Origin of the sequence: Streptomyces regalis (assembly GCF_001509475.1) — a bacterium.
In the GTDB taxonomy this organism is placed as follows: Bacteria; Actinomycetota; Actinomycetes; order Streptomycetales; family Streptomycetaceae; genus Streptomyces; species Streptomyces regalis.
On the sequence record NZ_LLZG01000366.1, the window covers coordinates 22,971 to 49,404 of the forward strand.

Annotated in this window: 28 protein-coding genes and 3 pseudogenes; 10 read left to right on the forward strand and 21 right to left on the reverse strand. The window is 69.5% G+C overall.

Annotated elements, in window-relative coordinates; all coding sequences use genetic code 11:
* The first annotated feature begins 37 nt into the window (after window positions 1-37).
* Complete coding sequence (locus ADL12_RS34180; RefSeq protein WP_062709475.1) at window positions 38-907, forward strand: alpha/beta hydrolase; 870 nt, start codon at window positions 38-40, stop codon at window positions 905-907.
* A gap of 73 nt (window positions 908-980) precedes the next feature.
* Here ADL12_RS34180 and ADL12_RS34185 read toward each other — a convergent pair whose 3' ends face one another.
* The 9 genes from ADL12_RS34185 to ADL12_RS34225 form a co-directional block, all read right to left on the reverse strand.
* Window positions 981-1,502, reverse strand: a complete 522-nt coding sequence (locus ADL12_RS34185) for a hypothetical protein (protein ID WP_062709479.1) — start codon at window positions 1,500-1,502, stop codon at window positions 981-983.
* 92 nt (window positions 1,503-1,594) lie between these two features.
* A complete protein-coding gene (locus ADL12_RS34190; protein ID WP_062709482.1) occupies window positions 1,595-2,647 on the reverse strand; it encodes a fatty acid desaturase family protein in 1,053 nt (350 codons plus the stop codon).
* A gap of 81 nt (window positions 2,648-2,728) precedes the next feature.
* Window positions 2,729-3,688: a hypothetical protein gene (locus tag ADL12_RS34195; RefSeq protein WP_062709485.1), complete on the reverse strand. Its 960-nt coding sequence runs from the start codon at window positions 3,686-3,688 to the stop codon at window positions 2,729-2,731.
* A 111-nt stretch (window positions 3,689-3,799) separates the two neighbouring features.
* On the reverse strand, window positions 3,800-4,816 hold the full coding sequence (locus tag ADL12_RS34200; RefSeq protein WP_341846389.1) for a bifunctional lysylphosphatidylglycerol flippase/synthetase MprF: 1,017 nt from the start codon (window positions 4,814-4,816) through the stop codon (window positions 3,800-3,802).
* Window positions 4,813-5,280, reverse strand: a complete 468-nt coding sequence (locus ADL12_RS34205; protein WP_062709488.1) for a hypothetical protein — start codon at window positions 5,278-5,280, stop codon at window positions 4,813-4,815. Before ADL12_RS34205 ends, ADL12_RS34200 begins: the two co-directional genes overlap by 4 nt.
* A 2-nt stretch (window positions 5,281-5,282) precedes the next feature.
* Window positions 5,283-6,224, reverse strand: coding sequence for an SAM-dependent methyltransferase (locus tag ADL12_RS34210; protein WP_079052433.1), 942 nt, complete (start codon window positions 6,222-6,224; stop codon window positions 5,283-5,285).
* A 77-nt stretch (window positions 6,225-6,301) separates the two neighbouring features.
* The gene (locus ADL12_RS34215) at window positions 6,302-7,855 is read right to left on the reverse strand and encodes an ABC1 kinase family protein (RefSeq protein WP_062709490.1); all 1,554 of its coding nucleotides are present in this window, start codon (window positions 7,853-7,855) and stop codon (window positions 6,302-6,304) included.
* Window positions 7,856-7,969: 114 nt separating this feature from the next.
* On the reverse strand, window positions 7,970-8,599 hold the full coding sequence (locus ADL12_RS34220; protein WP_063806770.1) for a hypothetical protein: 630 nt from the start codon (window positions 8,597-8,599) through the stop codon (window positions 7,970-7,972).
* 102 nt (window positions 8,600-8,701) lie between these two features.
* Window positions 8,702-9,202, reverse strand: a complete 501-nt coding sequence (locus ADL12_RS34225; protein ID WP_279617182.1) for an RNA polymerase sigma factor — start codon at window positions 9,200-9,202, stop codon at window positions 8,702-8,704.
* Between the two features lie 776 nt (window positions 9,203-9,978).
* On the opposite strand from ADL12_RS34225, the gene ADL12_RS34230 reads away from it, so the two are divergent.
* Together ADL12_RS34230 and ADL12_RS54395 are read left to right on the forward strand one after the other, a co-directional pair.
* Entirely contained in the window at window positions 9,979-10,371 is a 393-nt protein-coding gene (locus ADL12_RS34230) for a hypothetical protein (RefSeq protein ID WP_062709499.1), read from the forward strand.
* 43 nt (window positions 10,372-10,414) lie between these two features.
* Complete coding sequence (locus ADL12_RS54395) at window positions 10,415-10,573, forward strand: hypothetical protein (RefSeq protein WP_159053375.1); 159 nt, start codon at window positions 10,415-10,417, stop codon at window positions 10,571-10,573.
* A 32-nt stretch (window positions 10,574-10,605) separates the two neighbouring features.
* Here ADL12_RS54395 and ADL12_RS34235 read toward each other — a convergent pair whose 3' ends face one another.
* Window positions 10,606-11,424 carry an SDR family NAD(P)-dependent oxidoreductase gene (locus ADL12_RS34235; RefSeq protein ID WP_062709502.1) on the reverse strand — a complete coding sequence of 273 codons (819 nt, stop codon included), beginning with the start codon at window positions 11,422-11,424 and terminating at the stop codon, window positions 10,606-10,608.
* 263 nt (window positions 11,425-11,687) lie between these two features.
* Here ADL12_RS34235 and ADL12_RS34240 point away from each other — a divergent pair, with 263 nt between their 5' ends.
* Entirely contained in the window at window positions 11,688-12,245 is a 558-nt protein-coding gene (locus tag ADL12_RS34240) for a glycoside hydrolase family 25 protein (protein ID WP_062709506.1), read from the forward strand.
* 61 nt (window positions 12,246-12,306) lie between these two features.
* Window positions 12,307-12,849 (forward strand): MOSC domain-containing protein, encoded by a 543-nt coding sequence (locus ADL12_RS34245; RefSeq protein WP_062709509.1) that lies wholly within the window; start codon window positions 12,307-12,309, stop codon window positions 12,847-12,849.
* Window positions 12,850-12,890: 41 nt separating this feature from the next.
* Here ADL12_RS34245 and ADL12_RS57055 read toward each other — a convergent pair.
* Window positions 12,891-13,133, reverse strand: a pseudogene (locus ADL12_RS57055) (NADPH:quinone reductase); the annotation flags it as partial.
* Here ADL12_RS57055 and ADL12_RS51345 point away from each other — a divergent pair.
* Window positions 13,118-13,267 (forward strand): annotated as a pseudogene (locus ADL12_RS51345) (helix-turn-helix domain-containing protein); the annotation flags it as partial. The pseudogenes ADL12_RS57055 and ADL12_RS51345 overlap by 16 nt on opposite strands.
* 52 nt (window positions 13,268-13,319) lie before the next feature.
* Here the strand turns inward: ADL12_RS51345 and ADL12_RS34250 are convergent.
* The gene (locus ADL12_RS34250; RefSeq protein ID WP_062709512.1) at window positions 13,320-13,538 is read right to left on the reverse strand and encodes an EF-hand domain-containing protein; all 219 of its coding nucleotides are present in this window, start codon (window positions 13,536-13,538) and stop codon (window positions 13,320-13,322) included.
* Between the two features lie 69 nt (window positions 13,539-13,607).
* Window positions 13,608-14,555 (reverse strand): helix-turn-helix domain-containing protein, encoded by a 948-nt coding sequence (locus ADL12_RS34255; RefSeq protein ID WP_062709514.1) that lies wholly within the window; start codon window positions 14,553-14,555, stop codon window positions 13,608-13,610.
* Between the two features lie 58 nt (window positions 14,556-14,613).
* Here ADL12_RS34255 and ADL12_RS34260 point away from each other — a divergent pair, with 58 nt between their 5' ends.
* A complete protein-coding gene (locus ADL12_RS34260; protein ID WP_062709517.1) occupies window positions 14,614-15,249 on the forward strand; it encodes a GNAT family N-acetyltransferase in 636 nt (211 codons plus the stop codon).
* A gap of 4 nt (window positions 15,250-15,253) precedes the next feature.
* Here ADL12_RS34260 and ADL12_RS34265 read toward each other — a convergent pair whose 3' ends face one another.
* The 6 genes from ADL12_RS34265 to ADL12_RS34290 form a co-directional block, all read right to left on the reverse strand.
* On the reverse strand, window positions 15,254-15,886 hold the full coding sequence (locus ADL12_RS34265; RefSeq protein ID WP_062709520.1) for an ADP-ribosyltransferase: 633 nt from the start codon (window positions 15,884-15,886) through the stop codon (window positions 15,254-15,256).
* 91 nt (window positions 15,887-15,977) lie between these two features.
* Window positions 15,978-17,165, reverse strand: coding sequence for a YncE family protein (locus ADL12_RS34270; protein ID WP_062709523.1), 1,188 nt, complete (start codon window positions 17,163-17,165; stop codon window positions 15,978-15,980).
* 394 nt (window positions 17,166-17,559) lie between these two features.
* Window positions 17,560-18,063, reverse strand: coding sequence for an ATP-binding protein (locus ADL12_RS34275; RefSeq protein ID WP_062709526.1), 504 nt, complete (start codon window positions 18,061-18,063; stop codon window positions 17,560-17,562).
* Window positions 18,064-18,370: 307 nt separating this feature from the next.
* On the reverse strand, window positions 18,371-19,138 hold the full coding sequence (locus ADL12_RS34280) for an enoyl-CoA hydratase/isomerase family protein (RefSeq protein WP_062709529.1): 768 nt from the start codon (window positions 19,136-19,138) through the stop codon (window positions 18,371-18,373).
* Between the two features lie 91 nt (window positions 19,139-19,229).
* Window positions 19,230-20,483 carry a L,D-transpeptidase gene (locus tag ADL12_RS34285; protein WP_062709532.1) on the reverse strand — a complete coding sequence of 418 codons (1,254 nt, stop codon included), beginning with the start codon at window positions 20,481-20,483 and terminating at the stop codon, window positions 19,230-19,232.
* Between the two features lie 170 nt (window positions 20,484-20,653).
* Window positions 20,654-21,895, reverse strand: coding sequence for a L,D-transpeptidase (locus tag ADL12_RS34290; RefSeq protein WP_062709535.1), 1,242 nt, complete (start codon window positions 21,893-21,895; stop codon window positions 20,654-20,656).
* Between the two features lie 157 nt (window positions 21,896-22,052).
* Here ADL12_RS34290 and glgX point away from each other — a divergent pair, with 157 nt between their 5' ends.
* Together glgX and ADL12_RS34300 are read left to right on the forward strand one after the other, a co-directional pair.
* Window positions 22,053-24,299 (forward strand): glycogen debranching protein GlgX, encoded by a 2,247-nt coding sequence (gene glgX, locus ADL12_RS34295; protein ID WP_062709538.1) that lies wholly within the window; start codon window positions 22,053-22,055, stop codon window positions 24,297-24,299.
* Window positions 24,300-24,345: 46 nt separating this feature from the next.
* Complete coding sequence (locus tag ADL12_RS34300; RefSeq protein ID WP_062709541.1) at window positions 24,346-24,981, forward strand: hypothetical protein; 636 nt, start codon at window positions 24,346-24,348, stop codon at window positions 24,979-24,981.
* Between the two features lie 249 nt (window positions 24,982-25,230).
* On the opposite strand, the gene ADL12_RS34305 is transcribed toward ADL12_RS34300, so the two are convergent.
* Window positions 25,231-25,407 carry a hypothetical protein gene (locus ADL12_RS34305; RefSeq protein WP_062709543.1) on the reverse strand — a complete coding sequence of 59 codons (177 nt, stop codon included), beginning with the start codon at window positions 25,405-25,407 and terminating at the stop codon, window positions 25,231-25,233.
* Between the two features lie 54 nt (window positions 25,408-25,461).
* Here ADL12_RS34305 and ADL12_RS51350 point away from each other — a divergent pair.
* Window positions 25,462-25,810 (forward strand): annotated as a pseudogene (locus tag ADL12_RS51350) (Tn3 family transposase); the annotation flags it as partial.
* 33 nt (window positions 25,811-25,843) lie between these two features.
* On the opposite strand, the gene ADL12_RS34310 reads toward ADL12_RS51350, so the two are convergent.
* Window positions 25,844-26,428, reverse strand: a complete 585-nt coding sequence (locus ADL12_RS34310; RefSeq protein WP_062709547.1) for a DinB family protein — start codon at window positions 26,426-26,428, stop codon at window positions 25,844-25,846.
* Window positions 26,429-26,434 lie beyond the last annotated feature (6 nt).

The window sequence follows — 26,434 nt, forward strand, 5'->3', positions numbered from 1 at the left end:
CACCACACAGTCCCGTCAATCCAGTCAAGGAGGCGGTATGACCCTGCCACCCATCCCCGGCGTGAACTCCGACAGCGCCGCGACCGAGCTGGTCCGCACGCCCGAGCGACTGTCCGGCAACGCACAGGCCGGGACACACCGGATCGGCGCCGCCCTCGACCCGTCGGCCGCGGAGGACGACTGGGGCCGGCCCCCGGGCGAGGAGCGCCCGTACCCGGTCGTGCTCGTACACGGCACGCTGGGTGACCGGGAGTCCGTCTGGACGAAGGCGGTGCCCGCGCTCAGAGCCGCCGGGCACCGGATCTTCCGCCTGAACTACGGGGAGCTGCCGGCCCTGCCCCGCCTGTACGGACTGGCCGACATCGGGGAGTCCGCCCGGGAGCTCGCGGACTTCGTGGACCGGGTACTGGCGGACACCGGGGCGACGAAGGTCGACCTCGTCGGGCACTCGCAGGGCGGGATGCTGCCGCACTACTACCTCAAGTACCTGGGCGGGGCCTCGAAGGTGCGTCACGTCGTCGGGATCGCGCCCAGCAATCACGGGGTCACGGTGGAGGGGCTGACGGCGCTGGTCCGTCAGGCCCCGGGCGTGCGGGGGGTCGTGGAGGAGCAGATGCTCTTCCGGGTGAGCCCCGCGTTCACCCAGCTGCTGCACGACTCGGACTTCGTACGGGAGCTGGTGGCGCCGGGCGACACCGTGGACGGGGTCCGCTACACCGTCATCTGGTCGACCCGGGACGAGCTGGTCCAGCCTCCCCGGTCACAGGAGCTGGCGGCCACCCGGCCCGGTCACCTCGCCACCAACCTCCGACTGCAGAGCCTCGATCCGGGGAACCGGGCCACCCACCTGGCCATGCCCTACGACCCGGTCGTCCTGCGGGAGACACTGAAGGCGCTGGCCGGCTGAGGCACGTACGACAAGGGGGTGGTGCGGGCCCCGCAAGGCCCGCACCACCCCCTTCGTATCGTCGGCCGTCCGCTCAGTACGCCGTGCAGCGGCCCTTCTCGCCGTTCCAGAAGCACACCTGACCGAAGACGTCGAAGCCGGCGACGCCGTCCGGGTTGATCTTGTCGTAGCGGGGCTTGGGGATCTGCAGGCCGTTGATCCCGTCACCGGCGAGCGGTCCGCTCGTCACGGTGCGGTCCGGTACGGGGCTGCCCTCCTTGAGGTCGCCCTTGAAGTAGAGGCCGCCGACATCGCCGGTGTTCCACGTGCCGATGCCGTTGCCCTCCACGGAGAAGGTCGGCACGGGCAGCCCACCGAACCTGCCGGTGCCCGCTACGTCGAAGACGATGTCGGTCAGCTCCGGCGCCGCTCCGCTGGGCGAGTGGCAGTCCTTGTACCCGATGTGCCCGGTCACCTCCGCCTCCCGGACGAACACGCCGAGCGGCGGGCTGAAGTTCACCTCGGCGTCGAGACGGCACACGAGGTCGGGCACCGGTGCCGCCTGGGCGGCGGGGGCGGTCAGGACCGTCCCCGCCATGAGGACGGCGGCCGGCACGGCCCACCTCCCGTGGCGCGCCGGACGGGGGGACACCCTGGCTTTCGCGGAGTGCGTCATGGTGTGCGGCTTCCCTTCGGTTGAGTGTGTGTTCACGCCGTGGCCGTCCTGCCACGGAGGACTTCGCTCGCGGAGCCCAGATGGCGCGCGAGGTCGCGGTACGACTCCAGGACCCCGGTCTCGACGTACGGGATCTGCCGCTCGGCGCAGAACGCCTTGACGACGGGGTACGCGTGCCGCAGGGCCGAGCGCGGCATGCCGGGGAAGAGATGGTGCTCGATCTGGTAGTTGAGGCCGCCGTAGAAGAAGTCGCCGACCAGGGAGGTGGGCAGGGTGCGTGAGGTGAGCACCTGCCGCTCCAGCCAGCTCCACTCCTTACCGACCCGGGTGGGCAGGCCCTTGTGGTTGACGGCGAAGGCCAGCCCGAGCAGATAACCGAGGAGGACCTGGTGGACCGCCAGGAAGAGCAGCGCGCTCGACCAGGGCAGGAGCAGGAAGAGGGCGCCGAAGAACATCACCGCGTGCAGGGCCATCAGCCCGCCCTCCAGGAGGGGTTGGCGCACTGCACGCCTGCGCAGGGCGATGACCCCGGCGATGCGGAGCACCACGGCTTCCAGGCCGAGGAGGGGAAAGAACAGATAGCGCTGGTTGGCGGCGAGGAAGCGGGCGAATCCCTTGCGGTCCTGGGCCTGTTCGGGCGCGAAGATGGCCACGCGGCGCAGGATGTCCGGGTCGAGTTCCAGGTGGTTGGGGTGGTTGTGGTGCCGGTTGTGGTGCTGCTCCCACCAGCCGAAGCAGACCCCGAGCATCAGGTTCCCGTGGATCAGGCCGAGGGCCCTGATGTGTTTGCGGGACCGGGTGATCTGCCGGTGTCCGGCATCGTGCAGGAGGAAGGCGAGCTGCTCGTGCCAGACGGCGAGCCAGACCGCCGCCAGGACGACCTGCCACCAGGCGCCGTCACCGAGCGCGAGGGCCGCCCAGCCGACGGCGTTCATCAGCCAGACCACCACGATCGCGGTCACGTACTGGCCCTTGCGGGCCCGCATCAGCCCGGCGTCCGTGACGCGCCGGGTCAGTTCACGGAAGTCGTCCTCCACTGCACCGGGTTCGTAAGGTGAGGAGTTGACTGCCGGGCTGTCGGTCATCGGTGTGCCACCGAACCTTTCGTACGTATGCGTGGTGTGCGTCCGCTGGATTGCCTCGTACGTCCGCGGGATCGCTGGGCGTCACGGGGTCAGGCCCATGTCGGCGAGCCGCGCCGCCTGGGTGGCGTGCGCCCATTCGGCGGCGGTCAGCATCCGTTCCTCGGCGGTGGTGTCGACGAGGCGGCGGCCCGGCCACAGCTCGTAGTCGCCCGCGAGGTCGCGATGCTGGTCCAGGCCCTGCTGGTAGAGCTGCTCCCGGCGGAAGGTCAGCTCCTGGACCGGCAGCCGCGCCCACAGCTCCATGCCACGTCCGATCAGTTCACCGATACGGCCCGACTCCTCGGGGTGGCGCTGCAGATGGCGCCGGACGATGGCGCTGCCCACCGACAGATGCCGGATCTCGTCGATGCCCGCCGCCCGCTCGATCTCGGCGGCCGGCGGATCGAAGGGCCGCCACTTGCGCTCGCTCAGCTCGGCGGTGGGCGCGAGGACGCCTTCGACGAGGACGGTCAGGGTGATCACGCCTCCGATGTAGTCCCGGCCTTTCTCCAGGACGGACAGCCCGAACTCCTCCAGCGGTGCCAGGACCGCGTCCCGGTCGGCGCCGGCGAGCGACTCCATCGTGGCTTCCAACTGGTCTTCCGGCACGCCGAGTTCGAGCAGGTGGCCGCGGAAGGCGTACGCGTGGCGGGCCTCGTCCATCAGCTGGGTGGTGAAGAAGTCCATCCCGGCGAGGTCGGGGGCGTACGCGACGAGGAAGGAGATGGCGCGGGCCGCCTTCTCCTCCGCCATCGAGCGGAAGGCGAGCTCCTGCATGACGGCCTGCCGCAGCGGGCCGTCGGCCATCATGTGGTCCGGTACCGGTACGTCCGGCGAACGGCCCATCGGATCACCGCCGAGGGTGCCTTCGGGCACGGCGCGGAACCAGTAGCCGAGGTCGCAGCACTCCGGTGTCAACTCGGTGTGCAGCGCGCCCTCCAGGAGGTTCGGGGCGCGATGGCGGTCGGCTTCCGCCGGGACCTTCGAGGCGAACGTGGTCATCTCTGCCTTTCTGGCTCGCGGGCTCGCGCCCTCGGGGTGTGGCATCGCAGACCGGCGTGGACTGCGGATCGGTTGGGTTTGAGACCGACTTGGTTGCGGACTGCCCAGGCTTCAGACCGATTTGGTGAGGCGCATCAGCCGCCAAACGGCGCCGGGGCTCACCCCGCCCTGGAACGCCAGGTACTCCGGCTCGATGAGCTGCGGGCGCCACTTGAGCTTGAAGGACTCCTGTGCGGCCGCCGGGTAGACGGCCTGGCCCTTGGCCGCCAGCAGCTCCACGCAGCGGCGCAGTATGCGGCTGGCCGGGCCGGGCTCGGACGCGTCGGCCCCGAGTTGGACGAAGGGGGTGAACCCGAGGTGGAGCCAGCCGCAGCCCTCCTCCTGGAACTGTCGCAGGGCGGTGGCGAACATCAGCTCCACCGTGCCGGGCGGGGCGTCGGGCAGCCGCCGGGTCAGGTCGTACAGCCGACCGGAACGCTCGCCGAAGACGGGCGAGTAGGACACGTACCCGACGGTCCGCCCTTCGTGGACGGCGGTGAACAGGCGCCGGTGAGGTGCGCCCGGTCCGCCGCGTTCACCGATGAGGAAGTCGAGTTCCTTGACATGGCGGCCCTTGGCCCGCAGCCAGGCGGCGTCCACGGCGTCCAGAGCCGCGCCGACCCGCTCGCCGTCCCGCTCACCGGCGGGCACCTCGGTGACGGTCACGCCTTCCCTGCGGGCCCGGTTGACCATGTTGCGCACCTTCACCATGCGCTGGCCACCGAGGCTGTAGCCGTCCAGTGCGATGCTGAAGGAGGCGCCGAACTGGTTGACGACGAAGCCGTGTCGGGCATGCAACTCGGCTCCGGCACGGGAGAGTTGGACGGCAGCGACCCGGCGTCCTTCGCCTTCGGCCCGCGCGAGCAGCGCACCCAGCAGGCGCTTTTGATCCTCAACAGCGCATACGGGACCGCCCAGTTGGAACAGATGCCGCCGCCCCGCCTCCCGGTAGGGGACGAACCCGTCGACGCCGTCGGTGTGGAAGCGCCGGTTGCCGCGGTTCATCGCGAGAAAAGCACTGCTGTGACTGCCGTGCCGGCGGAGCATCTCGTACGCCTCACCGTCGGCGAGTGCCTGCGGTGCGCTCACCGGGCCGCCGCCTCGTGCCAGGGCACGGTCGCGAAGTCCCGTAGCGCGGACTGGACGGAGGGGTGGGGAACGGGTTCGAAGGACACGGTGAACGACTTGGCGAAGTTGCCGAACAGCGCGCGGTCCCCGAAGAGGTGGATGGGCAGGACCAGCAGAGCCCACTCCCACCCGTACAGCAGGACCCAGAGGCCGAGGACCGCGCCCTGCACGCTCAGGCTGTGCATGGTGTTGTACAGCACGTAGTAGACGCGGCAGACGCGCCGGTCGGGACTGCGGTGGTAGGCGATCGCCCCGGGGAGATAGCCGATGACGTCGACGTACGCGAAGAGGACGACGGCGACCCACCAGCGCACCTCGCCCAGGTGCGCGAGGAAGAACCCGGCGGCGACCAGCAGACCGAACAGGTACTCGAGGCGGAGGAGAAGGTAGGTGGTGGGGGTCTGGCAGAGATTGTGTCCGTCCACGGTCACCGCCCGTGGGGCGGAGTCGAGCCGACGCCCTGCCCGCTGTCCGCCGGGCGGGTCGCGGTCACCAGGATCATGCTCTCCTTGTCGAGAGTGGGGAACGCCTCCAGGTACGGGGCGAACCGCTCGACCGCATACGGCAGTTCGATCAGATCGGCGACGCGGGCCTGCCAGCCGTGCCCGCCCCACCAGTGCTCGGCGTCCGCGAGGTGCCAGACCCATGGGGTCCCGGAGCCGGACAGGGCCTCCAGCCAGGGCTTGACGAAGGGCGAGTCGGCGGCGTCGGCGTTCAGGCACTCGGCGCCGAGGCTGCTGCCCGGCGCGGACAGCTCGCTCACCGTGTCGACCAGGCGCTCCACGGCCTCCGGCGCGAGGTAGAAGAGAAGCCCTTCGCACAGCCAGGCGGTGGGGCGGCCCGGGTCGAACCCCGCGGCGAGCAGCGCCTCCTGCCAATCGCCGGCCAGGTCGGCGGCGACGGCGGTGCGGCGGGCGACGTCCGGGGTGCGGCCGGCGAGGACCTGCTCCTTGAAGGCGTGCACGGCCGGCAGATCGACCTCGAAGACATGGGTTCCCGCGGGCCAGTCGAGCCGGTACGCCCGGGTGTCCAACCCGGCCCCCAGCACCACCACTTGACGGCATCCCGAGCGGGCCGCAGCAATGAGGTGGTCGTCGAAGAAACGGGTACGGACGGCCAGCCAGTCGGGCAGCACCTTCTGCAGGACACCGGATCCCGGAGGAGCACCGGCCGGCCCCGCGGAGGCCAGGAACTCGGCCGCCAAAGGGTCCTGGAAGAGCGCGTCCGCCCGGCCGGACTCGTGGGCCCGCATGCGTACGGTCCACACGGCGGTCTCCGAGACGCCGTCCAGAGGTGTGCCTGCGCCGGCCGAGGCGGCGCGCGGTCCCGCGTCCTGCGAGGGGGTGTGGTCCGGCAGAGGCATGGGCATCGGCATGAGCGTGTCCTTCGTACGTACGGTGAATGAGAACGGGAGGCAGTCGGACAGGAGTGGAGGGCGCGGCCGCGTCAGCGGGGTGCGCGCCGGCGGTCGAGCAGCAGGGCCGCGGCGCCCAGTGCCATCAGGCCGCGCGACGGTGACCAGGGCCGTTGACCGCCCATCGAGGCGGGGGTGTGCGGCTCGTGGAGCTGGAGCGCGAACTGGCGGTTGGCGGCGTCGGAGAGGAGCCCACGCCACTGTTCGGGAGCGGACGCGGCGGCGGACAGCAGGTCCATCGTGTTGCGGGCCACCTGGTCCAGGGAGAAGTACTCGCGGATCAGCGACATGATGATGCCGCGTACCTCCGCCTTGAAGACCTCCGCGAGGGCGATGTCCGGCGCGAGGCAGCGCACGGAACCCTCCAGGTTCGCGAAGGACTTGCCGAGCAGGGAGATCGCCGGCGCCGAGCCGATGCCCCGCCTGGTCGCCTTCTCCAGCACGGTGGTCAGGGACACTCCGAAGTTGATGTCCTCCAGGGAGGCGGTGGCGACCTTGGGGACCAGCGCCGCCATGTCGGCGGCGAACGCGGGCAGGTTCGACCAGGCGGTGACCCGACCCATGTCCGCCCAGGCGCGGGCCAGCCCGTGGCCGTCGTTCTGGGCGATGGCCATGAGGAGGGGCAGCAGCTGCAGACTCGTACGGCGATCCAGCCGGCCGACCATGCCCCAGTCGATGAGCGTGGCCGGACCGCCGGGCTGTGCGAAGACGTTGCCGGCGTGCGGGTCGGCGTGGAACATCCGGTCGACGAAGTAGCCCCGGTACATGAAGCGCAGGAGGTCCTTGCCGATCTCCGTGCGCTCCCGGTCGCTGAACATGGCACGGTCGAGCCGGCGTACGGACGCGCCGGGTGCCAGCGACTGGACGAGCACCTTGGGGGTGGCGTGGATGACGCGGGGCACTTCCAGCGTGGGGTAGCGGCGGATGTTCTCGCGGGCGTCGTCCATGTTGCGGGCCTCGCCGGTGAAGTCCAGTTCGGGTTCCATCGCGTCGAAGATGGAACCGAGCATCGCCTCCACGTCGATGACCTCGTTGAAGCGTGGTGCCGTACGGGCCACGATCCTGGACGCCTTGCGCATCAGGGCCATGTCCGCGTGGACCGTGTCCCGGATGCCGGGCCGTTGGATCTTCACCACGGCGGGCCGTCCGCCGGGCAGGGTGACTTGGTAGACCTGGGCCAGGGACGCGGCTCCCAGGGGACGGGTCGTGTTGATGTCGTCGAAGCGGAGTTTCCAGTCCGCGCCCAGTTCGTCCCGGAGTACGGGTTCGAAGACGGAGAACGGCTGGACGTCGACCTGGTCGTGGAGGTTCTGCAGCTCGGCGATCATGGACGCGGGCACCATGTCGGGCCGGGTCGACAGGATCTGACCGAGCTTCACATAGAACGGGCCGAGGCCTTCCAAAGCGTGCCGCACCGCCTTGGCGCGGCGCGAGCCGTCCCCGGCGGAGGCCTCGGCTTCCGCCGGGGACAGCCCGTCCCGCCTGGACCGCCTGCGCTCCCGCGTCACCTGGCCGACCTCGTCGGCGACGAGGCTTCCCAGCACCTTCACCACCAGCCGAAGCCGATTGCCGAGCATGGCGCCCATGTGTCACAACCTCCTTGTGCCTGACGAGTTCCGTCGGTCCTGTACGCGGTCACGCACGCAAGCCGGTCAGATCACACGATCACCGGTGCGAGGCGGGCCTGGCTGAGCCGGTGCTCAGGTCCCCTTCCTGGCCGCCGGAGCACGGCCGGCGCCGGTCAAGGTGCCGGTGAGGCCCTGGACGTTCTCCAGCACGCCCACCAAGTTGGAGACGAGTTCGGAGAGTTGGGCGATCTGCTGCGGCAGCGCGGCCAGGCCCTGCGCCATGTCCGCCGCTCCCGAGACGGCGGATGTCGCTCCGCCCGCCACCTGTCCGAGCGCGGCCAGCGGATTGGCGCCGCCGGCACCGCCACCAAGGGCAGCCAGCGGATTGGCCCCCGCGGCTCCGCCGAGGGCGGCGAGGGGATTCGCGCCGCCGCCCGCGATGGCCGCGAGCTGGTGGGGGGCCGCGCCGGCGAGTGCGGCGAGCGGGTTCGCCGCGCCGGCCCCGGCCGCCGCGTTGGCGGCGTTCGCGAGCGCGGCCACGGGATTGGCCACGCCGCCCAGCGCCGACAAGGCGCTGACCGTCCTCAGGACGTCGCCCGGCAGTCCGGTAAGCGCCTGATACGAGTTCCCCGGCGTGAGCCAGTCCGCTGAATTGGAGGCGTCTCCTTTCCGGTCGAGGATGTCATCGAATGCCTTCTTCGTACTGTCGGCAATATCGCCGATGAAATCCTTGATTGTATCCTGGGTATTGTTCTTGCCCACGGTCACTTCCCTTCCCCTCTCACCTGCACCCCCGAAGTCCGGGAGCCGTTCTGATGCCCGTGCACAAAAATAGATCGCACACGGGAAGAAGGCGGAAATCCGCTATGCCGCGACACCGTCCAGGGATTTGGCGCAGACGAGCCGCAACCGCGCCCGACCGCGCGTGAATGCACCCTCGGCCGCCTTGACGGAGATCTGATGCATGCGGGCGAATTCCAGAGTGGAGATGCCATGGGCGCGAGCGAGTACGACCTGTCGCTCCCTGCCCCGCAAGAGGTGCACCTGGCGCAGCAGCCAGCGCCCGAAGTCCTTGTCGCACACGCCCTCGTCCGGCATCTCGGGTGCGCGCACGTCCGCCGCGCGGCGCAGCAGTCGCCGACTGCGCTCCAGCTCGCGGTAGTGGTCGACGCACAGACGCAGCGCGACCGAGGTCAGAAAGGGACCGACCCTCTCCCGGTCCAGATCGTCGTACGCCGCTGCCCGCAGCATCGCTTCCTGTACACAGTCCTCGGCGTCCTGCACATTCGGAAGCCGTCGGCGGACCAGCCTCATCAGCCTTTCCCGATGGCTGGCGATCACATCCCACGATAACTCGCGTCGCACTTCTTCCTGGGATTCGCAAATTTGAGGTTCGCCAATTTCTCGATCGCCGTCACCGAACACACCCGACCCGTCTAAAGAATTCCTTTGACCCATGACTCCGAGACGATTTCCTGGCGCGAAGTTGAATACTTGCACGGCCTATCCCCACCCGACGCGAGGTTCTTTTCCTCGCCGGGATAGCGGCAAACCAGGGCCATCGCCGTCCACTCATCCGCATGGAAAACGGACGATGACGCTCCGCCATACTCCGAGTCGTGTTAAAAATTTTGCGCACGCGCCTGCGGCAGCGAACGCGTGCTGAAACGACACTGCGTTGACGAAATCGGCCCCTGAGACCCAGATAAACCACCCGCAATCAGCCATGCGTGCAGTGAACAAGCCAAAGCCCCTCAGTGGGCGAAGCAGCACCGGGCCTCGTTCGGGCTGGCCGTGCTGCTCGCTGTCAACGGGACCGACGGCTGTGTACGGCCGCTGAACATCGTGCACTCCGGCTGCGAGATCGCCGCCGACGGCGACTGGCAGGTGCTCACCTTCTTCCTGCCGGAACTCCTCGCGGTCGCGGGGATGGCCACAGTGGCGGTGGCACTGCCGGTCGCAGTCGCCGTCAGACTTTCCCTGCGCGTCCGACACGTTCTCGATCGCCCGCGCTCTCCCCGGCGGCGCGATGTCCGCCTCATCGGCACCGTCGCGGCCTGCGGGGTGCCGGCGAGCCTCTGCGCGGCGACCTACGCGGACGTGCGGGCTTCGGGCGGGCGCTCGTACCGGGCCGGCTCGGCATGCAGATCTGGGCCTGGGGGTACTTCGGCGGGGCGGATCTCATGGGCGACTACGAACAGGCCGTGGCGGACATCGACCGCAGCGTCAATCCGGACGGCAGCGTCGAGGTTACGGCGATGAGACGCGGCTGCACGGACCTGCTCCGCACGATCGACCGGGCCGAGGCCTACTTCCCGATCCCCGCCTCCGCCGAGCAGTCCGTATGGTCCGGCGTCCTGGCCGGCAGCCGTGTCTCCGCGCAGGACTGTCTCGGCGCCTTCCCGGTGACGGACTGGAAGGAACTCCGCCCCGTGCTCACGGCGTTGAATCCGCCCGTGGACCCGGTGGCCGCCCTGTTCGACAACCTGGTCGAGCTGGCGAAGCCGGCCGGGATGAGACTCAGGACCGGGTGACCTCCTCGGGCACGCCTACGTCCGCGAAGATGGCCCGAGCCTGTTGGCTCAGCAGTTCGGCGGCGGTGCTGTCGGTGGTCCGGTGGGTGCGGGCGAGCACCATGAGGGTGCGGGCCTCGCTGAGGCGGTGGCCGGTTTCGCGGTGGATGGTCAGGGCCTGCTCGGCGAGTTCGACGGCGCTTCATCGAGGGCCACCGAGTGAGCGCGTACCGGCCTTGAGCACCCGGACAAGGATCAACTCTCGTTGTCGCGCGGGGTGATGCGGAAAGCGAAGGGAACAGTCCCGGGGTCCACCGCAGTCACGCCCCCGTCCACGGTCAGTGCAGCGCCGTTGACGAAGGACGCGGCCGGCGACAGCAGCCAGGCGATGGCTTCGGCGACCTCACGAGGCTCGCCGGGGCGGCGTGCCGGCAGCAGCCGGGTGGCCTCCTCATATGCCGCGTCGACCTCGGCGGAGGCCAATCCGGCTTCCTCGGCGAACCGGGCCATGCGGCGGTCGGCCATCTCCGTGCGCACCCAGCTGGGGCAAACGGTGTTGGCCCGCAGGCCCTGAGGCCCGTAGTCCACAGACAGCGACCGGCACAACTGCAGCAGTGCCGCCTTGGACGTGGCGTAGGCGGCATTGCCCACCCCGTTGCGCAGGGCAGCGACCGAAGCGACCGCGACGACAGATCCTCGGGCCTGGAGCAAGTGCGGCAATGCCGCCCGCATCAGAAGGAAGGGGCCGGTGAGATTGGTACGAAGCACCGAATCCCAGTCCTCATCGGACAGTTCCCCGACACCCCCGCTGCGTGCCACTCCCGCATTGACGACCAACCCGTCGAGTCGACCGAATCGCGCGACGGCAGTCTCGACGAGGTGGAGAACGGCGTCCGGGTCGGCGGTATCAGCCGGGCAGGCCAAGGCTCCGGTTTCCTCAGCGACGCGGTGCAAAGGCTCCGGTCGTCGCCCGGAGACGACAACGTCGTGCCCAGCCGCCCTAAGCAGCCGCGCCGTCGCCGCACCGATCCCCGTTCCTCCCCCAGTCACGACCACCACACGCTGATCCGGCATGGATGTTCGGCCTCCTGTCACGATCGCGTCGGGCGACGTGATCTTACGTGGCTGCGGACTGGCGACCAGAGTCAGCGTGGCTGACGCGACTACATCAAGCCGAAGCTGAACCCTGCACCTACGGCCCGGCCAACGGCGCTGACCTCACTCTCCAGAACTTCTCCGTTCACATTTCCGTGTCATGGACGGATCACCCATGTCAAGGTGGGGCATACAACAAGTCCAACCCCTGTCCCCCCACCGGCACTTCAGGGAGTTCCCCCATGCTGCGCGGCATCGACGTAAGCGCGTACCAGTCCTCGAACTACAACACCGACGGTCTCTCCTTCGTCTTCATCAAGGCGACCGAGGGCCGCTCCTACATCAACCCCAAACTCGCCGCCCAGACCAAGCGCGCCCGTGACGCCGGCCTGGTCGTCGGCTTCTACCACTTCCTTTGGCCGGGCAACCTCTCGGCCCAGGCGGAGTACTTCGTCAGCAAGGCCCCCGAGAAGGCGGGCGACATCCTCGCGGTCGACTGGGAGACGACGAGCGAGGGGACACATGCGAGCAATGCGGAGAAGGACCTGTTCATCCGGAAGGTGAAAGAGAAGCGGCCGAACAATCCGGTGATCTTGTATGCAAATCGTCACTATTGGCTCAACGTCGACAGGACCTCATACGCCGGCGACGGGCTCTGGATCGCCGACTACGTCACGGCGGGCAAGCCCCGCATCCAGGCGAAGTGGCGCTTCCACCAGTACACGGACGACCCGCTGGACAAGAACGTGGCCAACTTCTCCAGCAAGGCCGCACTGCGCGAATGGGCCGAGAACGCCTGACTCACCTAGGCTCTGACCTGCGGCGAGCAGTCGTCGCTGCAGAAGAGGGGAGCTTCGGGGCATGAGTCGGACTGTCGCCGCGGTCAGCAGTAACGGGACGTACTCGTTCACCAAGCCGAACCGGGAGAGCATCACGCTGATCGCGGGCATCGGGGTGGAGGGCGATGTGCACGCGGGAGCCACGGTGAAGCATCGGTTCCGGATGCGGAAGGACCCTTCGCAGCCGAACCTGCGGCAGGTGCACCTCATCCATGCGGAGTTGTTCGACGAGGTGCGCGAGGCCGGGTTCGAGGTGGCGGCCGGGGAACTCGGGGAGAACGTCACCACCCAGGGCATCGATCTGCTCGGGCTGCCGACGGGGACGCTCCTGAGGCTCGGGGGCGAGGCCGTGGTGGAGGTGACCGGCCTGCGCAATCCCTGCGCTCAGATCGACGGGTTTCAGCGGGGGCTGATGAAGCAGGTCGTCGGGCGGGACGCCGAGGGCGGCGTGCGGTTCAAGTCCGGGATCATGAGCGTCGTCGTCAGCGGGGGTGTGGTGCGGGCCGGGGACCCGATCCGCGTCCAGCTTCCGGACGGGCCGCACCGGCCCCTGGAGATCGTGTGACGTAGGCGCGCCGGCGCGCCCCAGATCCGTACGACGATCTTGCCCATGTGCGTGTCGGACTCCATCAGGCGGTGCGCGTCGCGGATCGCGTCCAGGCCGTCGAGGACCTCGGCGATCACCGGACGGAAACCGCCGTCGGTGAGGCCCGCGTTGAGAAAGGCGCTGGAGCGGCGGCGGCCGGCGGGGGTGGTGGTGAGGCTGAAGTTGGCGTACGTGTGGATGGTGAAGGGCCAGGTCCGGGGGATTTCGGCGGGGCGCGGGTCCAGCCACGACGGCGGGCCGATTGCTGCGCGCGGACGACACTCCCCTGCGGACCGTCGCCCAACGCACCGGCTACGCCTCGGAGTTCGCCTTCGCCAAGGCCTTCAAGCGGGAGTACGGGGTGGCGCCGGGGCAGTACCGCAGACGGCCGGCATGACGAAGGGGCCTGCTCACCACCGCAGCAGTGAGCGGGCCCCCTCCTTCTTGCGTCACTTGTTCAGGAAGCCCCAGAACTCGTCGAACGACAGGAGCTTGTCGCCGTTCAGGTCACGGCTCTTGATGATCGCCTCGGCGACCGACTCCGTCACGTTCCAGTCGCCTCCCTGAGCCAGGGCGGACTTGAACTCGGCGGCGGTGATGGTGCCGTCACCGTCCGCATCGATGCGCTCGAACTGCTTGCGTGCTTCCTCGATGTCGATGTGCCCCACCGATCCGCCCCTTTACTCGCGTTTCAATCGCGTCTGCCGTGTTGTGCTGGCTTACTGCCGCAGGTCAGATTAACCGCCCGCCCGCGCCTCCAGTGCGGCGACCACCCAGGCGAACTCCGCACGGCGCGCCGAGGCGAGCCCCTGCCCCTTCACGACGACCAGCAGCTCGCGATAGCGGGCGACCTTGTCGTTCGCGCCGGCCTTCAGGCGTTCGAGTACGGCGGCCGGGTCGGCGTCGCCGAGCAGGTCCCGCAGGATGCGCTCGGCCTCGGGCGACTCGGGCGCGACCCCCCGCTCCCGCGCCTCGGCCGCCGACTGCACCAGCTTCCGGGCGAACCACATCGACGCCCCGGCGGGCGTCTCGGGCCCACGACCGGCCGCGTTGAACTCGGCCACCGTGCGCATGTGTGCCCGGAACTCCGGGTCCTGCAGCAGCTCGGCCAGCTCCACCCAGGCGTCCACCTGCTCGGGCGTCGGCTCGTCCGGCAGGTCCACGGCCATGTTCCGCATCTGCTCGCGGATCACCGGATCCGCCGTGTCCAGTCCGTGGAACATCTCGTCCACGAACTCCTCCAGGATCCTCCGCCGCTCGGCGGCCGACAGCCTCGCCAATTCGGGGGGTCTGGGGGGTATCCCCCCCAGAGGGCACAGCATCAACGTCATCTCCTCCGCGGTCGAGCCGCGTCGCGCCACGGTCGACAGCACCGCCCGGGTCACCTTCAGCGATCTGATCTGTGCGTCCAGTGCGGCGACATGCGCGGCCGCGACCGACGCCACGTCCTTCTCGCCTCTGACGACCTTGCGTACGTCGTCCAGCCCCAGACCCAGTTCGCGCAGGGTGCGGATCAGCTCCAGGCGGGCGACGGACTCGGCGTCGTAGAGGCGGTAGCCGCCCGAGGAGCGGGTCACCGGGGGCAGGGCGCCCTCGTCGGACCAGTAGCGGATCGTCCGCACGGTCAGTCCGGTGGCCCGGGCCAGGTCGCCGATGGTGAGAAGTCCGGTGCCGTCTTCGATCATGTCTGCGAGTGTGGGCCTTCCAGTGGGTGGAGACTCAAGGAGCAGGACGGGGGCCGTCGTGGCAGGGACCTTGCGGGACATTCTCGACGCGGCGGCGCGGGGTGTCTTCCCGCCTACGGACGGCCGTACGACTGTGGTCCCGCACGCGTCGCACCGGAACTCGGGCGTCCTCGCCTTCACCGCGCACTCCGTCGTCTTCACCGACGAGGATCCCGCCTGGGTGTACGCGGCACTGCGCGACGTCGACTGCGACGGGCTGGCCGCGCCGATGAATCCGCGCTTCCTGGCGGCTCTCATGGAGCGGACGGGGCGTACGGCCGAGACCATCGATGCGGTGCTGGTCGGCTCCCCGTTGCCGGGTGAGCCGTCGCTCGCGCTGACGGAGATCGAGGATGCCGGCCACCCCCGGATCGCCTATGCCCGACGGCGGCGCGACGACGTGCGCGCGTGGGTCGCGGACGACGGCGTGCTGGTGATGGGGCGCGGCGTCGCCGGGCGGCTGGAGGTATCGGTCGAGGTGGACGACGAGGTACGGCATCGGGGGCTGGGGCGGCGGCTGGTGACCGCCGCCCGGCATCTGGTCACGGAGCCGCTGTGGGCGCAGGTCGCGCCGGGGAACGCCCGCAGTATGCGGGCGTTCCTGGCGGCCGGCTACCTGCCGGTGGGCGCGGAGGCGCTGCTGCACGCCCGGTAGGGCGTCAGTGCCAGGCCTCGTAGTGCGGGTTGCTCTGGCAGCCGCTCATGATCTCGACCTTGGTCGTCTTGTTCACCGGGCAGACGCCGATGATGTACTTCCGGGCGATCCCGCCGGGGAAGGCGACCTCGACCTGGTCGGCCCATTTGTGGGTGTCGCCGATGGTCTTGTTGACGTCGATGCCGCCGGGGGCGTCGATGTAGTAGTTCCAGCCCGACTTCCACCAGTTCTTGTACAGGTCGTGGTCGTAGGTCGTGGACACGTACGGGGAGGGCTGGTTGACCAGGACGTACTGCTCCAGGTCGTACTGGCCGTTCACGACGTCCTTGGGCTTGAAGCCCTCCTCGAAGACGATGTTCGGGCCCCGGCCGTCGGCCCGGTAGAGCGTGCCGCAGGTGGTGCGCCACGCGGGGTCGGGGGTGATGCGGTCGATGTCGACGCGGCGGTCGACGGCGGCCTTGATCTTGTCGTCGTACTGGACGGGACAGGCGGCCGGTGCGGGGGCGGCTGCCTTGGCGACGGTCGGGCGAGCCGAGGCGGGGACGGTCTCGGGAGCCGTTGCGGCCGTCGTGGCGAGGACGGCAGAGAGGGACAGGGCGGCGGCAGCGGCCCGCCGCCGCAGGCGAGTTGTGATCATAAGGAGCACGATCCCTGGCCCGCGGCGGCAGGTCGTGGAACGTCACCCGTACGGCGGCGTGTCCACTGACCGCAGGTCAACTGGCCGCCGGCTAACGGAAGATGCCGGTGTGGCCCAGGGAGTAGCGGCCCGGCTGCGGGTAGACGGCGAGGCCGTGCGGGCCGCTGCCGACGGGGATGCGGGCGAGCTGCTCGCCGGTGCGGGTGTCGATGGCGTACACCTCGGAGTCGTAGCGGCCCGACAGCCACAGCACCTTGCCGTCGGCGGAGACGCCGCCCATGTCGGGGCTGCCGCCGTCGGGGAGGTGCCACTTCTTGGTGAGCTTGTTCTTGGTGAAGTCGAAGATGGAGACGGTGCCCTCGCCGCGGTTGGAGACGTACATCTCGCGCGAGTCGCGGCTGACGTAGAGGCCGTGGCAGCCCTTGCCGGTGGGCAGGAGCGTCGGCTCGGTGAACTTGTCGCCGTCCAGGACCCACATGCCGTCGGCCATCATGTCGGCGATGTAGAACCTCTTGCCGTCCGGGGAGACCTTCACGTCCTGCGGCATCGCTCCGTCGAAGGGCAGTTTCTGCTGCCCGACGACCTTCATGCTCTCGGTGTCGACCTTGAGCAGTTCGCCGCTGAACTCGCAGGAGACGATGAAGTAGCGGCCGTCGAGGGAGAAGTCGGCGTGGTTGACGCCGTAGCAGGTGACCGGTTCGGTCCTGATCCGCTTCATGGTGTGGGGGTCGCGGAAGACGAGTTCGCGGTCGAGGGAGGCCATCACGACGGCGTACTTGCCGTTGGGGGTGAAGTAGAGGTTGTAGGGGTCGTGGACCTCGACCTCCTTGCCCGCCTTGCCGGTCTTCGGGTCGATGGGGGTGAGGGTGTGACCGCGGTTGTTGTTGACCCAGAGGGTCTTCAGGTCCCAGGACGGGACGACGTGCTGGGGCTGCCGGCCGACGGGGATGGTCTCGATGATCTCGTACGTCTTCGGGTCGATGACGGAGACGGTGTCCGACTCGGTGTTCGGGACGTAGACGCGGGACGGGAAGTCCTTGACGACCGGGGAGAGTTTGTTCGGGCGGTCGGCGGCGTAGACGTCCTTCGGGTCCAGGACGGGTGGCATGCCGGGCAGTCCCTGGACGGCCTTCTTCTTCGCCGGGGCGGGGATGGCGGCCTGGGTGCCGCCGCGGGGCTCGGGGGCGGCCGGGGTCTTGTCCTTGGCGGACTCGGTGCCGCAGGCGGCCAGCGCGAGGAGGCCTACGCCGGCGAGGAGGGTGCGGTGGAGGAGGTTCATCGGCAGTTCTTCCAGTGCGGCGGGAGGGCGGCGACCGGGTCCGCGCGACCGGAGCGGCGGTCGGTAGTGATCACTGGACCATTTAATGAGGATTACGTCGAAAAACGCATGATTCACCCGATAGGCCGTTCGTGCGGGTCGCCGGGGCCTGGTGGTTTTCGCCCCCGCCGCCCCTACCCGTCCCATCCTGAAGGGGCTCCGCCCCTTCGACCCCGCCAGGGGGCTGCCGCCCCCTGGACCCCAGCTTCGGCCCTGAACGGGCCTCGTCCTCAAACGCCGGACGGGCTGAAAGATCCGGACCGGCGCTGAGAAGTGACCGTCAGCACCCTAAGGCGAAGCCCCCGCGGGCGAGTCAGGGATCGGGATGGCCGGGCTCGGTGGTGAACGGTCGGCTCTAGCGGTCTGCCACCCGCATCTCGAACCAGGTCGTCTTGCCGCGCGGCAGCAGGTCCACGCCCCAGCGGTCGGAGAGTTTGTCCACCAGGAACAGGCCCCGGCCGCTGATGTCCATCTCCTGGACCGGCATCAGGCAGGGCAGGCCGCGGGAAGGGTCGCGGACCTCGATGCGGATCCAGCCTCGGCGGCGGCGCATACGGAGGCCGAAGACGCGGGCGCCGGTGTGGCGGACGGCGTTGCCGACCAGTTCCGAGACGAGCAGGACGGCGTCCTCCGTCATCTTCGGAGTCAGGCCCCACTGACGCAGGACCACCACCTGGGCCAGCCGCCGCGCCGTCGCCGCGGACTCGGGGCGGGACGGGAGCGGAACCTCCGCCTCCGTGGGATTGCCGAACAGCTCCAGCGCCTTGGAGGCAGCTTCGTCCTCGGCCGTCGGCGACCAGCGCGCCGCGGCTGCACGGCTGTGTCCCCGCGGCTGTTCGATACCCTCCAGCCCCGCCATGCCCCCATCATGGCCGCCGACAGGGCTCTCCGGGGCCGTTCCCGCGGAATACACCCCCCGGAAGCGGTCATTCCGCACGACTCGGTTGGCATATGACAGAGGCAGTTCGGGGTCGATGGCAGCCCGGATGACCTGCGACGAAGGGTCCGCTGGAGGCAATCGACAGGCTCCCTCGACAAGGCAGGCTTAAGGTTGCCTTAAGGCTGCCATAAACCGCCCCATCGAGGGACCCGAATCAGACGCCCTGTCAATTGCCAGTGGTTCGGCGGAGTTTCAGAAGTTCCGGACCAGGCTTTGCCCCGTGTCCTCAGAGGAACTTCGCCTTGCCCGGGCCCTCCTCCACGAAGCTCCGCATCCCCCGCTCCCGGTCCTCCGTCGCGAACAGCCCGGCGAACCAGCCCCGTTCCACCGCGAGGCCCGTCTCGATGTCCGTCTCCAGGCCCGTGTCGATCGACTCCTTCGCCGCACGCAGCGCGATCGCCGGACCCTGCGCGAGCTTCGCCGCCCAGGCGTGCGCCTCGGCGTAGACCTGGTCCGGCGCCACCACGCGGTCCACCAGGCCCAGCTCGCGCGCCTCGTCGGCCTTCACCATGCGGCCCGTGAAGATCAGGTCCTTCGCCTTCGACGGGCCGATCAGACGGGCCAGCCGCTGGGTGCCGCCCGCGCCCGGGATCAGGCCGAGCAGGATCTCCGGCTGACCCAGTTTGGCGTTGTCCGCAGCGATCCGGTAGTCCGCGCACAGCGCCAACTCGCAGCCGCCGCCGAGCGCGTAGCCCGTCACGGCTGCCACGACCGGCTTGGGGATGCGGGCCACCGCCGTGAACGACTCCTGCAGGGCCCGCGCGCGCAGGACCATCGCCGTGTGGTCCATGGCCTGCATCTCCTTGATGTCCGCGCCGGCCGCGAACACCTTCTCCCCGCCGTAGATCACCACGGCCCGTACGTCGTCACGCCGGCCCGCCTCCTCGGCGAGCTCCTTGAGCCTGTCCTGGGTGGCGACGTCCAGCGCGTTCATGGGCGGGCGGTCGAGACGGAGGGTGCCGACGCCTTCGGCGACTTCGAGATTCACGGTCATGCCAGCAGGTTAACGGGGACTAACGGCGACGGCCCCGGTGCCGTACCTCACATCGAGGCAGGCACCGGAGCCGTACGTCCGAAAGGGAACCCTAGGCCTTCCACTTCTCCCACGACATGTTCCAGCCGTTCAGGCCGTTGTCGGGAGCGACCGTCGCGTCGTTGGAGTTCTTCACGACCACCACGTCGCCGATCGTCGAGTGGTTGAAGAACCACGCGGCCGGTGTGCCCCCGTCCCACGCGCCCTTGACGTCGCGCAGGCCGATGCAGCCGTGGCTGGCGTTGTAGTTGCCGAAGGCGCCGCCGCCCCAGTAGTTGCCGTGGATGAAGGTGCCGGAGTCGGTCAGGCGGGTGGCGTGCGGGACGTCGTCGATGTCGTACTCGCCGTCGTAGCCGACGGTGTCGCCGTTCATGCGGGTCTCGACGAACTTCTCGGTCATGACCATCTGGCCGTTCCAGGTGTCGTACCCGGGCTTGCCGGTGGTGACGGGGATGGTCTTGATGACCTTGCCGTCCTGCATGACCTTCATCTTCTTGGTCTTCACGTCGACGACCGAGACCTGGTTGCGGCCGATGGTGAAGGTGACCTTCTTGTCCTGCTCGCCGTAGACGCCGGGGCGGCCCTCGACGCCGTCGAGGTTGAGGTCGACCGTGACCTTCGTGCCGGCCTTCCAGTATTTCTCGGGACGGAAGTCGAGGCGGTCGTTGCCGAACCAGTGGCCCTCGACCTCGACGGCCGGTTCGGTCTTGATGGTGATGGCCTTCTCGACGTCCTCGGGGCTGGTGATGCCCCGGGTGAAGCGGATCGAGAACGGCATTCCGACGCCGACCTTGGAACCGTCCTCCGGCGTGAAGGTTCCGACGAAGGTGTTCTTCGGGGTCAGAGTGGTGAAGTCGGCCTCCTCGGCGGCCTCCAGGCCGTCGGAGTCCTTGGCGACCGCGTGCACCGTGTACGTCGTGGCGGCGGCGAGGTGCGTGGACGGCGTCCAGGTGGCGCCGTCGCCGGATATCTTGCCGTCGATCGCGTTGCCCTTGGCGTCCTTGACCTCGACGTCCGTCAGCTTGCCCTTGGCCGCGGTCACCTTCAGCGCGCCGCTGGTCTCGACGGACTTGGCGCCGTCGCCCGGGGCTATGGTCACGACCGCCTGCGACTTCTTGGTCTCCGCAGTACCGGAGTCCTTGCCCTTGCCGTCGCCGGCCCCCGAGTCCGAGCCACCGCCCCCGCCGCACGCGGTGACGGCGAGCAGCAGCACCCCGGCCAACACCGTCAGTCCCTTGCCCCCACGCCTCGCGCGCCTCCCGCGCGTCGCGTCAACCGACGCCCCCGATATCGGCCGCACGTTCAAGTCTTTCTCCCCTCCCCGGACCTGGTCAGGCCCGCGCCCCCGCGCATCTGCCGCGCGCACCGGCGCATATTAACCACAAGGTCATGGGCGTCGGCGCCGCGCGTTTGTCACCGTTCCGTTCCAACATCGGCAGATAGCCGGTTGGTCGGGCAACTCACCCCCCTGTCCTGTTACTTCACCGCACTCCTCGCCTTCCACTCCTTCCAGCCCATATTCCATCCTCCGAGCCCATTGTCGGGAGCGACCTTTTTGTCATTGCTGCGGACGACCTCGACGACGTCCCCGATCAGGCTGCGGTCGAAGAACCAGCCCGCGGGCGTCTCGGAGCCGCCGCCCTTGACGTCCCTGAGCCCCACGCACCCGTGGCTGACATTGCTCCGTCCGAAGAGCGAGGCGTCCGCCCAGTAGTTGCCGTGCAGGAAGGTGCCGGAGTCGGTGAGGCGCATGGCGTGCGGGACGTCCGGGATGTCGTACTCGCTCTTGCCGTTGGCCTTCTTGAAGCCGACCGTCGCGCCGTTCATCCGGGTCAGCTCGAGCATCTCGGTGACCACCATCTTGCCGTTGTACGTCGTGTTCTTGGGTGCGCCGGCCGTGATCGGCACGGTGGTGAGCAGCTCGCCGTCGCGCCGTACCTCCATGGTGTGCTTGGCGGCGTCGACCAGGGAGACCTGGTGGCGGCCGACGGTGAAGGAGAACGTCTTGTGCTGCAGCCCGTACACGCCGGGCGCGCCTTCGACGTCCCGCAGGCGCAGCGCGACGGTGACCTGGGTGCCGGGCTTCCAGTAGTGCTCGGGGCGGAAGTCGAGGCGGGACCTGCCGAACCAGTGCGGGCGGATCTCGACGGACGGCTCGGCGGTGACCTGGACGGCGCGTTCGACGGCGGCCCGGTTCTCGATCTCCCGGTTGAACTCCAGGGAGACGATCATTCCGGTGCCGACGGTGGAGCGGTTCTCCGGGGTGACGTATCCGATGAACCGCTCGTCGGGGACGTACGTGGTGAAGGTCGTGTGCCGTGCGCTGCGACGCCCCTGGCCGTCGACGGCCACCGCGTCGATCGTGTACTCGGCGGCCAGCGCGAGCCCGGGGGCCTCGGGCTCCCAGCGCAGGCCGTCCTTGGAGATGTGCCCGGGTACCGGGAACTCCTGTGCGTCCTGGGACTTGACGACCTTCACCGACTCCAGGTGCCCGCCGGGCACCCGGACGAGCAGCGGGTCGTCGGGGCGTACGCCCTTGCTGCGGTCGTCGGGCGTGACCCGGATGACGTCCTCGGGCGCCGGCGGTTTGCCCAGCATCTGGTCGACGCCACCGCCGTCCGAGGTGCAGCCGGCCACGCCGGCCAACAGGCCGGCCCATGTCAGTACGGCGGCCAACACGGCCCCCGCGCGCCGCGCGCGCCCTTGTACGTGCCTCACGAAGACCCCAACGACCGGGGCGGCCCTGGGGAAACGTGAGTGCGAGCCATGCGGTGGGCAGAACATGTGGGAGGACGACGCGATGGGGAGCCGCGGACGGGACGCCGTGGGCTCTCCTTCCCCTTCGTGTGGTCCATGAGCCGTGGGAGGCCGACAGGTGTCGAGCGCAGCCGAGCAGGAGGCGGTGGCCGGGTCGGTCCCCGCTGAGGAGGGGCGCCCGGCCGCCATGGTGAACGGCGCGCAGCCCAAGACCCCTGCCGTGCCCGTATGGCCGGGCACCCCCGTGCCGCTCGGCGCCCGCTTCCGGGTCGGCCCGGACGGGGTGGCGGGCACCAACTTCGCGCTGTGGGCGGGGGGAGCGGAAGCGGTCGAGCTGTGTCTCTTCGACGAGCAGGGCAAAGAGACGCGGGCCAAACTCACCGAGCTGACGCACGAGATATGGCACGGCTTCGTGCCGGGCATCATGCCGGGCCAGCGCTACGGCTACCGGGTGCACGGCCGCTGGGACCCGTGGACCGGCGGCCGCTGGAACCCGGCGAAGCTGCTCCTGGACCCGTACGCGCGCGCGGTGGACGGCGACTTCAGTCTGCCGCCCGAGGTGTACGGGCATGTCCGCGACTGGCCGCAGCAGCACGTCGCCGACACCGTGCGCGACGACCGGGACTCGGCGCCGTACGTCCCGAAGGGCGTCGTCGTCCACGATGACGACGACTGGGCGGACGACCGCCGGCCCAAGACGCCGTGGGCCGATTCGGTGATCTACGAGGTGCATGTACGGGGGTTCACGAAGCTGCACCCCGGGATTCCGGAGGAGCTGCGGGGCACGTACGCCGGTCTCGCGCACCCGGCGGCCATCGAGCACCTGGTCAAGCTGGGCGTGACGGCGGTGGAGCTGCTGCCGGTGCATCAGTTCGCGCACGAGGACCATCTGCTGCGCAAGGGCCTGCGCAACTACTGGGGCTACAACTCCATCGGCTACTTCGCCCCGCACGCCGCCTACGCCGCCTCCGGTACGACCGGCCAGCAGGTCGGCGAGTTCAAGCGGATGGTCAGCGCGCTGCACGCGGCCGGCATCGAGGTCATTCTCGACGTCGTCTACAACCACACGGCGGAGGCGGGCGAGCTGGGCCCGACGCTGTCGCTCAAGGGCATCGACAACCGGGGGTACTACCGGTTGCAGTCGGACGCGCGCCGGTACGCGGACTACACGGGCTGCGGGAACACCCTGCACGTCGTCCAGCCGCACGTCCTGCGGCTGATCACCGACTCCCTGCGCTACTGGGTCACGGAGATGGGCGTCGACGGCTTCCGGTTCGACCTGGCGGCGGCTCTGGCCCGCTCCATGCACGACGTCGACATGCTGTCTCCGTTCCTCGCCGTCATCGCGCAGGATCCGGTGCTGCGGCGGGTGAAGCTGATCGCCGAGCCGTGGGACGTGGGCTCGGGCGGGTATCAGGTGGGTGCCTTCCCGCCGCTGTGGACGGAGTGGAACGACCGCTACCGCAATGCCGTACGGGACTTCTGGCGGGGCGCGCTGCCGGACGTACGGGATCTGGGGTACCGCCTGTCGGGGTCGAGCGACCTGTACGCGTGGGGCGGGCGGCGACCGTACGCCTCCGTCAACTTCGTGACCGCGCACGACGGCTTCACGCTGCGGGACATGGTGTCGTACGAGCGCAAGCACAACGAGGCCAACGGCGAGGGCAACCGGGACGGGTCGAACGACAACCGGTCCTGGAACTGCGGGGCCGAGGGCGAGACGGACGACGAGCGCGTACGGGCGCTGCGGCGACGGCAGCTGCGGAACCTGCTCACGAGCCTGTTGCTGTCGACGGGCGTGCCGATGCTGGTCGCGGGTGACGAGCTGGGGCGCACCCAGCGGGGCAACAACAACGCGTACTGCCAGGACAACGAGATCAGCTGGCTGGACTGGGGGCTGCTTCAGGAGCCGGGCTGGAAGGCCCTGTTCGACCTGACCTCCCGGCTGATCGAGCTGCGGCACCGGCATCCGGTGCTGCGCCGGCGGGCGTTCTTCTCCGGGCGGGCGCACTCGGCCGACGGGCTGCGGGATCTGGCCTGGTTCACTCTGCGCGGCGCGGAGATGACGGAACGGGACTGGTACGCGCCCGCCGCGACGCTGGGCATGTATCTGTCGGGTCGGGACATCCCGGGTCGCGACGAGCGGGGGACGCCGATCCTCGACGACAGCTTCCTGGCCGTCCTGCACGCCGGGGACCGGCCGGTGAGCTTCGTGCTGCCGGGGCCGCCGTGGGCGGAGCGGTACGAGGTGGTCGTCGACACCTCGCGGGAGGAGCAGGGGGAGGCGCCGGGCGTGGAGCATCGGGCGGGGGCGGCGATCACGGTGCCGGCGCGGGCGGTGCTGCTGCTGAAGGTGGTCGGCTGAAGCGGCCGGTGTGCGGGGTGGTCGGGCGGCCCGTTTTGACGGCTCCTTGACGCCGTCCTGGACGCATATCGACGCCGGAAAGGCCTCCCATGGTCACCTCTGGGCAAGTACGCCCTGCCGGCCCAGCCGCCGCGCCGCCCGTCACGGCCCGTTCGCCGCGTCGTGCCGTGCCCTGCGCGCCCTGGACGGTGACCTGGCGCTGCTGATCCCGACGATGTCGCTGGTGATCGGCCTGGTCGTGGTGATCACCGCCAACTACTGGCAGTTGGTGCGCCGCTTCCCCAAGGGCGGTGGAGCGGCGGCCGGCGCGGTGATCGCCCTGTTCCCGGGGCCGGCCCCGGTGCGGATTCCGCTGGCGCTGCTCCTGCTGCTGGTGGCGGCCGGGCTGACCTGGTTCGGGCACGGCGGGCGGCTGCTGTTCGCGGTGATGACCGTGCTGTTCGTCGCCGCGTCGGTGGCCGTGCTGATCCTCGGCTTCACCTCCCCGCACACCACGGGCCACGCCGCCGCGAGCCACGCCCCGGGGCACTCGGCGATGCCGGCGGTGGTGCCGGCCTTCCCGGTCGCAATGGCCCTGGCCACCGGGATCGAGGCCCCTCGACGGCAATCGCCCAGCTGGGGCAGCTCGACGACACCCAACGGCGTCGCTTCGGCCGGGGCACCCTCGCGCTGCTGCTGGTGATCGTCGGCGGACTGACCATCGCGCTCACGGTCCTCGCCGTGAAGGTGCACATCGGCATCCGGGCCGGCTGTACGGCGCGTTCCAGCTGACCAGCTCGCTGCTGCTGCTCGCCGCCGCCAGCTCGTCCTTCCAGGCCGGTCCCGGCCTGCTCAAGGCGCCGGCCGGGACCGCGGGCGCGCCGGCTACGTCTTCCTCGGCACCGCCACCACCGCGGCTCTGCTCATCTGGCTTCGGAGTTGAGCCGCTACCTCACAAAGGGATCGGCCGGTACGCCAGATCCTGATCGACTACCTCGTCAGCCGAAAGCTCCCGCTCCGGCGGCCAGAAGATCAAGTCGCCGACATGACCGGACGGGCATGCCAGAGCTCTGTCCAGTCTGTCCAGCCAGCCGTCCACCTCGTCGTCCGAGGCGTAGTCCGCGTCCATGATCCGCTGAGACCCTGACGGGACGCGTGATCGACCGGACAGCTCCTGGCGATCTCCCGCCACAAGCCGGCCCGGGACGTGTGCCACGGCAAGCGCGGCAGCATCCACCAGGCGTACCGGGACGGCGTGGAGGACCAGCTCGGCTCGCTCAGTCTGGTCCTCAGCACCATCGTGCTCTGGACGACCCGTTACGTCGACGCCGCCGTCGCCCAGCTACCAGGCCGAGGGCCACGCGATCCGCGAGGAGGACATCACCCGGCTCTCCCCTCTCAAGCACCGCAACCTGAACCTGCTCGGCCGCTACAGCTTCACCGCCTCGACCCCGGCCGCCGGCGCCCTGCGCCCGCTGAGTGACGCGGGCATATCAGGTGGCCGGGTGCTCGGAAATCGCAAGCGCCGGTAGGGGAGCTGATGTCAGGCTGCTCGATATGTCCGACTAGGCCTTGATTGATGCGGCCGACCTGGCGGCCTGCTCGATCTTCGCGCAGTAGGCTGCACGGGCTTCCTCGTCGATCTGCTGCTCGTTTTCGGCGCGCACCCCGGTCCGGCCGTCGACGCCCTCGCGCAGGATGTCGGCGTGTCCGGTATGCCGGACGGTCTCGCTGAGGACATGGGTCATGACGGCGAACAGGTTGGTGTTGAGGTAAGGCTCCGGCCACCACGGCACGTGGCCGAGGGCGTCGAGGGGCAGCTCGTTGATCGTCGCGTCCGAGTGTTTCCACGTGCGCCGGTAGAACTCGATGATCTGCTCGCGGGTCTCGTCCTCGGCAGCCCACTGATCGCTGCCGTCGGAGTCCTGCCAGCGGCACAGCGATTCCGGCGAAGGGCGGTCGAAGACCTCGCCGAAGTACCTGGCCTCGACGGTGGCCACGTGTTTGACCAGGCCGAGGAGGTTGGTCCCGGTCGCCGTCAAAGGTCTGCGGGCGTCGTATTCGGACAAGCCGTCGAGTTTCCAGAGCAACGCCTCGCGGTCCCGCCGCAGTCTCCCGTGCAGGTTGTCCTTCGCGAATTTATCGATCATGCGGCA

What these genes read in the sequence shown, in the direction of transcription:
- ADL12_RS34180 (WP_062709475.1), top strand. Translation starts at nt 38, where the DNA reads ATGACCCTGCCACCCATCCCCGGCGTGAACTCCGACAGCGCCGCGACC.
- ADL12_RS34190 (WP_062709482.1), bottom strand. Translation starts at nt 2,647, where the DNA reads ATGACCGACAGCCCGGCAGTCAACTCCTCACCTTACGAACCCGGTGCA.
- ADL12_RS34195 (WP_062709485.1), bottom strand. Translation starts at nt 3,688, where the DNA reads ATGACCACGTTCGCCTCGAAGGTCCCGGCGGAAGCCGACCGCCATCGC.
- ADL12_RS34210 (WP_079052433.1), bottom strand. Translation starts at nt 6,224, where the DNA reads ATGCCCATGCCTCTGCCGGACCACACCCCCTCGCAGGACGCGGGACCG.
- ADL12_RS34215 (WP_062709490.1), bottom strand. Translation starts at nt 7,855, where the DNA reads ATGGGCGCCATGCTCGGCAATCGGCTTCGGCTGGTGGTGAAGGTGCTG.
- ADL12_RS34230 (WP_062709499.1), top strand. Translation starts at nt 9,979, where the DNA reads ATGCAGATCTGGGCCTGGGGGTACTTCGGCGGGGCGGATCTCATGGGC.
- ADL12_RS34235 (WP_062709502.1), bottom strand. Translation starts at nt 11,424, where the DNA reads ATGCCGGATCAGCGTGTGGTGGTCGTGACTGGGGGAGGAACGGGGATC.
- ADL12_RS34240 (WP_062709506.1), top strand. Translation starts at nt 11,688, where the DNA reads ATGCTGCGCGGCATCGACGTAAGCGCGTACCAGTCCTCGAACTACAAC.
- ADL12_RS34245 (WP_062709509.1), top strand. Translation starts at nt 12,307, where the DNA reads ATGAGTCGGACTGTCGCCGCGGTCAGCAGTAACGGGACGTACTCGTTC.
- ADL12_RS34255 (WP_062709514.1), bottom strand. Translation starts at nt 14,555, where the DNA reads ATGATCGAAGACGGCACCGGACTTCTCACCATCGGCGACCTGGCCCGG.
- ADL12_RS34265 (WP_062709520.1), bottom strand. Translation starts at nt 15,886, where the DNA reads ATGATCACAACTCGCCTGCGGCGGCGGGCCGCTGCCGCCGCCCTGTCC.
- ADL12_RS34270 (WP_062709523.1), bottom strand. Translation starts at nt 17,165, where the DNA reads ATGAACCTCCTCCACCGCACCCTCCTCGCCGGCGTAGGCCTCCTCGCG.
- ADL12_RS34275 (WP_062709526.1), bottom strand. Translation starts at nt 18,063, where the DNA reads ATGGCGGGGCTGGAGGGTATCGAACAGCCGCGGGGACACAGCCGTGCA.
- ADL12_RS34280 (WP_062709529.1), bottom strand. Translation starts at nt 19,138, where the DNA reads ATGACCGTGAATCTCGAAGTCGCCGAAGGCGTCGGCACCCTCCGTCTC.
- ADL12_RS34305 (WP_062709543.1), bottom strand. Translation starts at nt 25,407, where the DNA reads ATGGACGCGGACTACGCCTCGGACGACGAGGTGGACGGCTGGCTGGAC.
- ADL12_RS34310 (WP_062709547.1), bottom strand. Translation starts at nt 26,428, where the DNA reads ATGATCGATAAATTCGCGAAGGACAACCTGCACGGGAGACTGCGGCGG.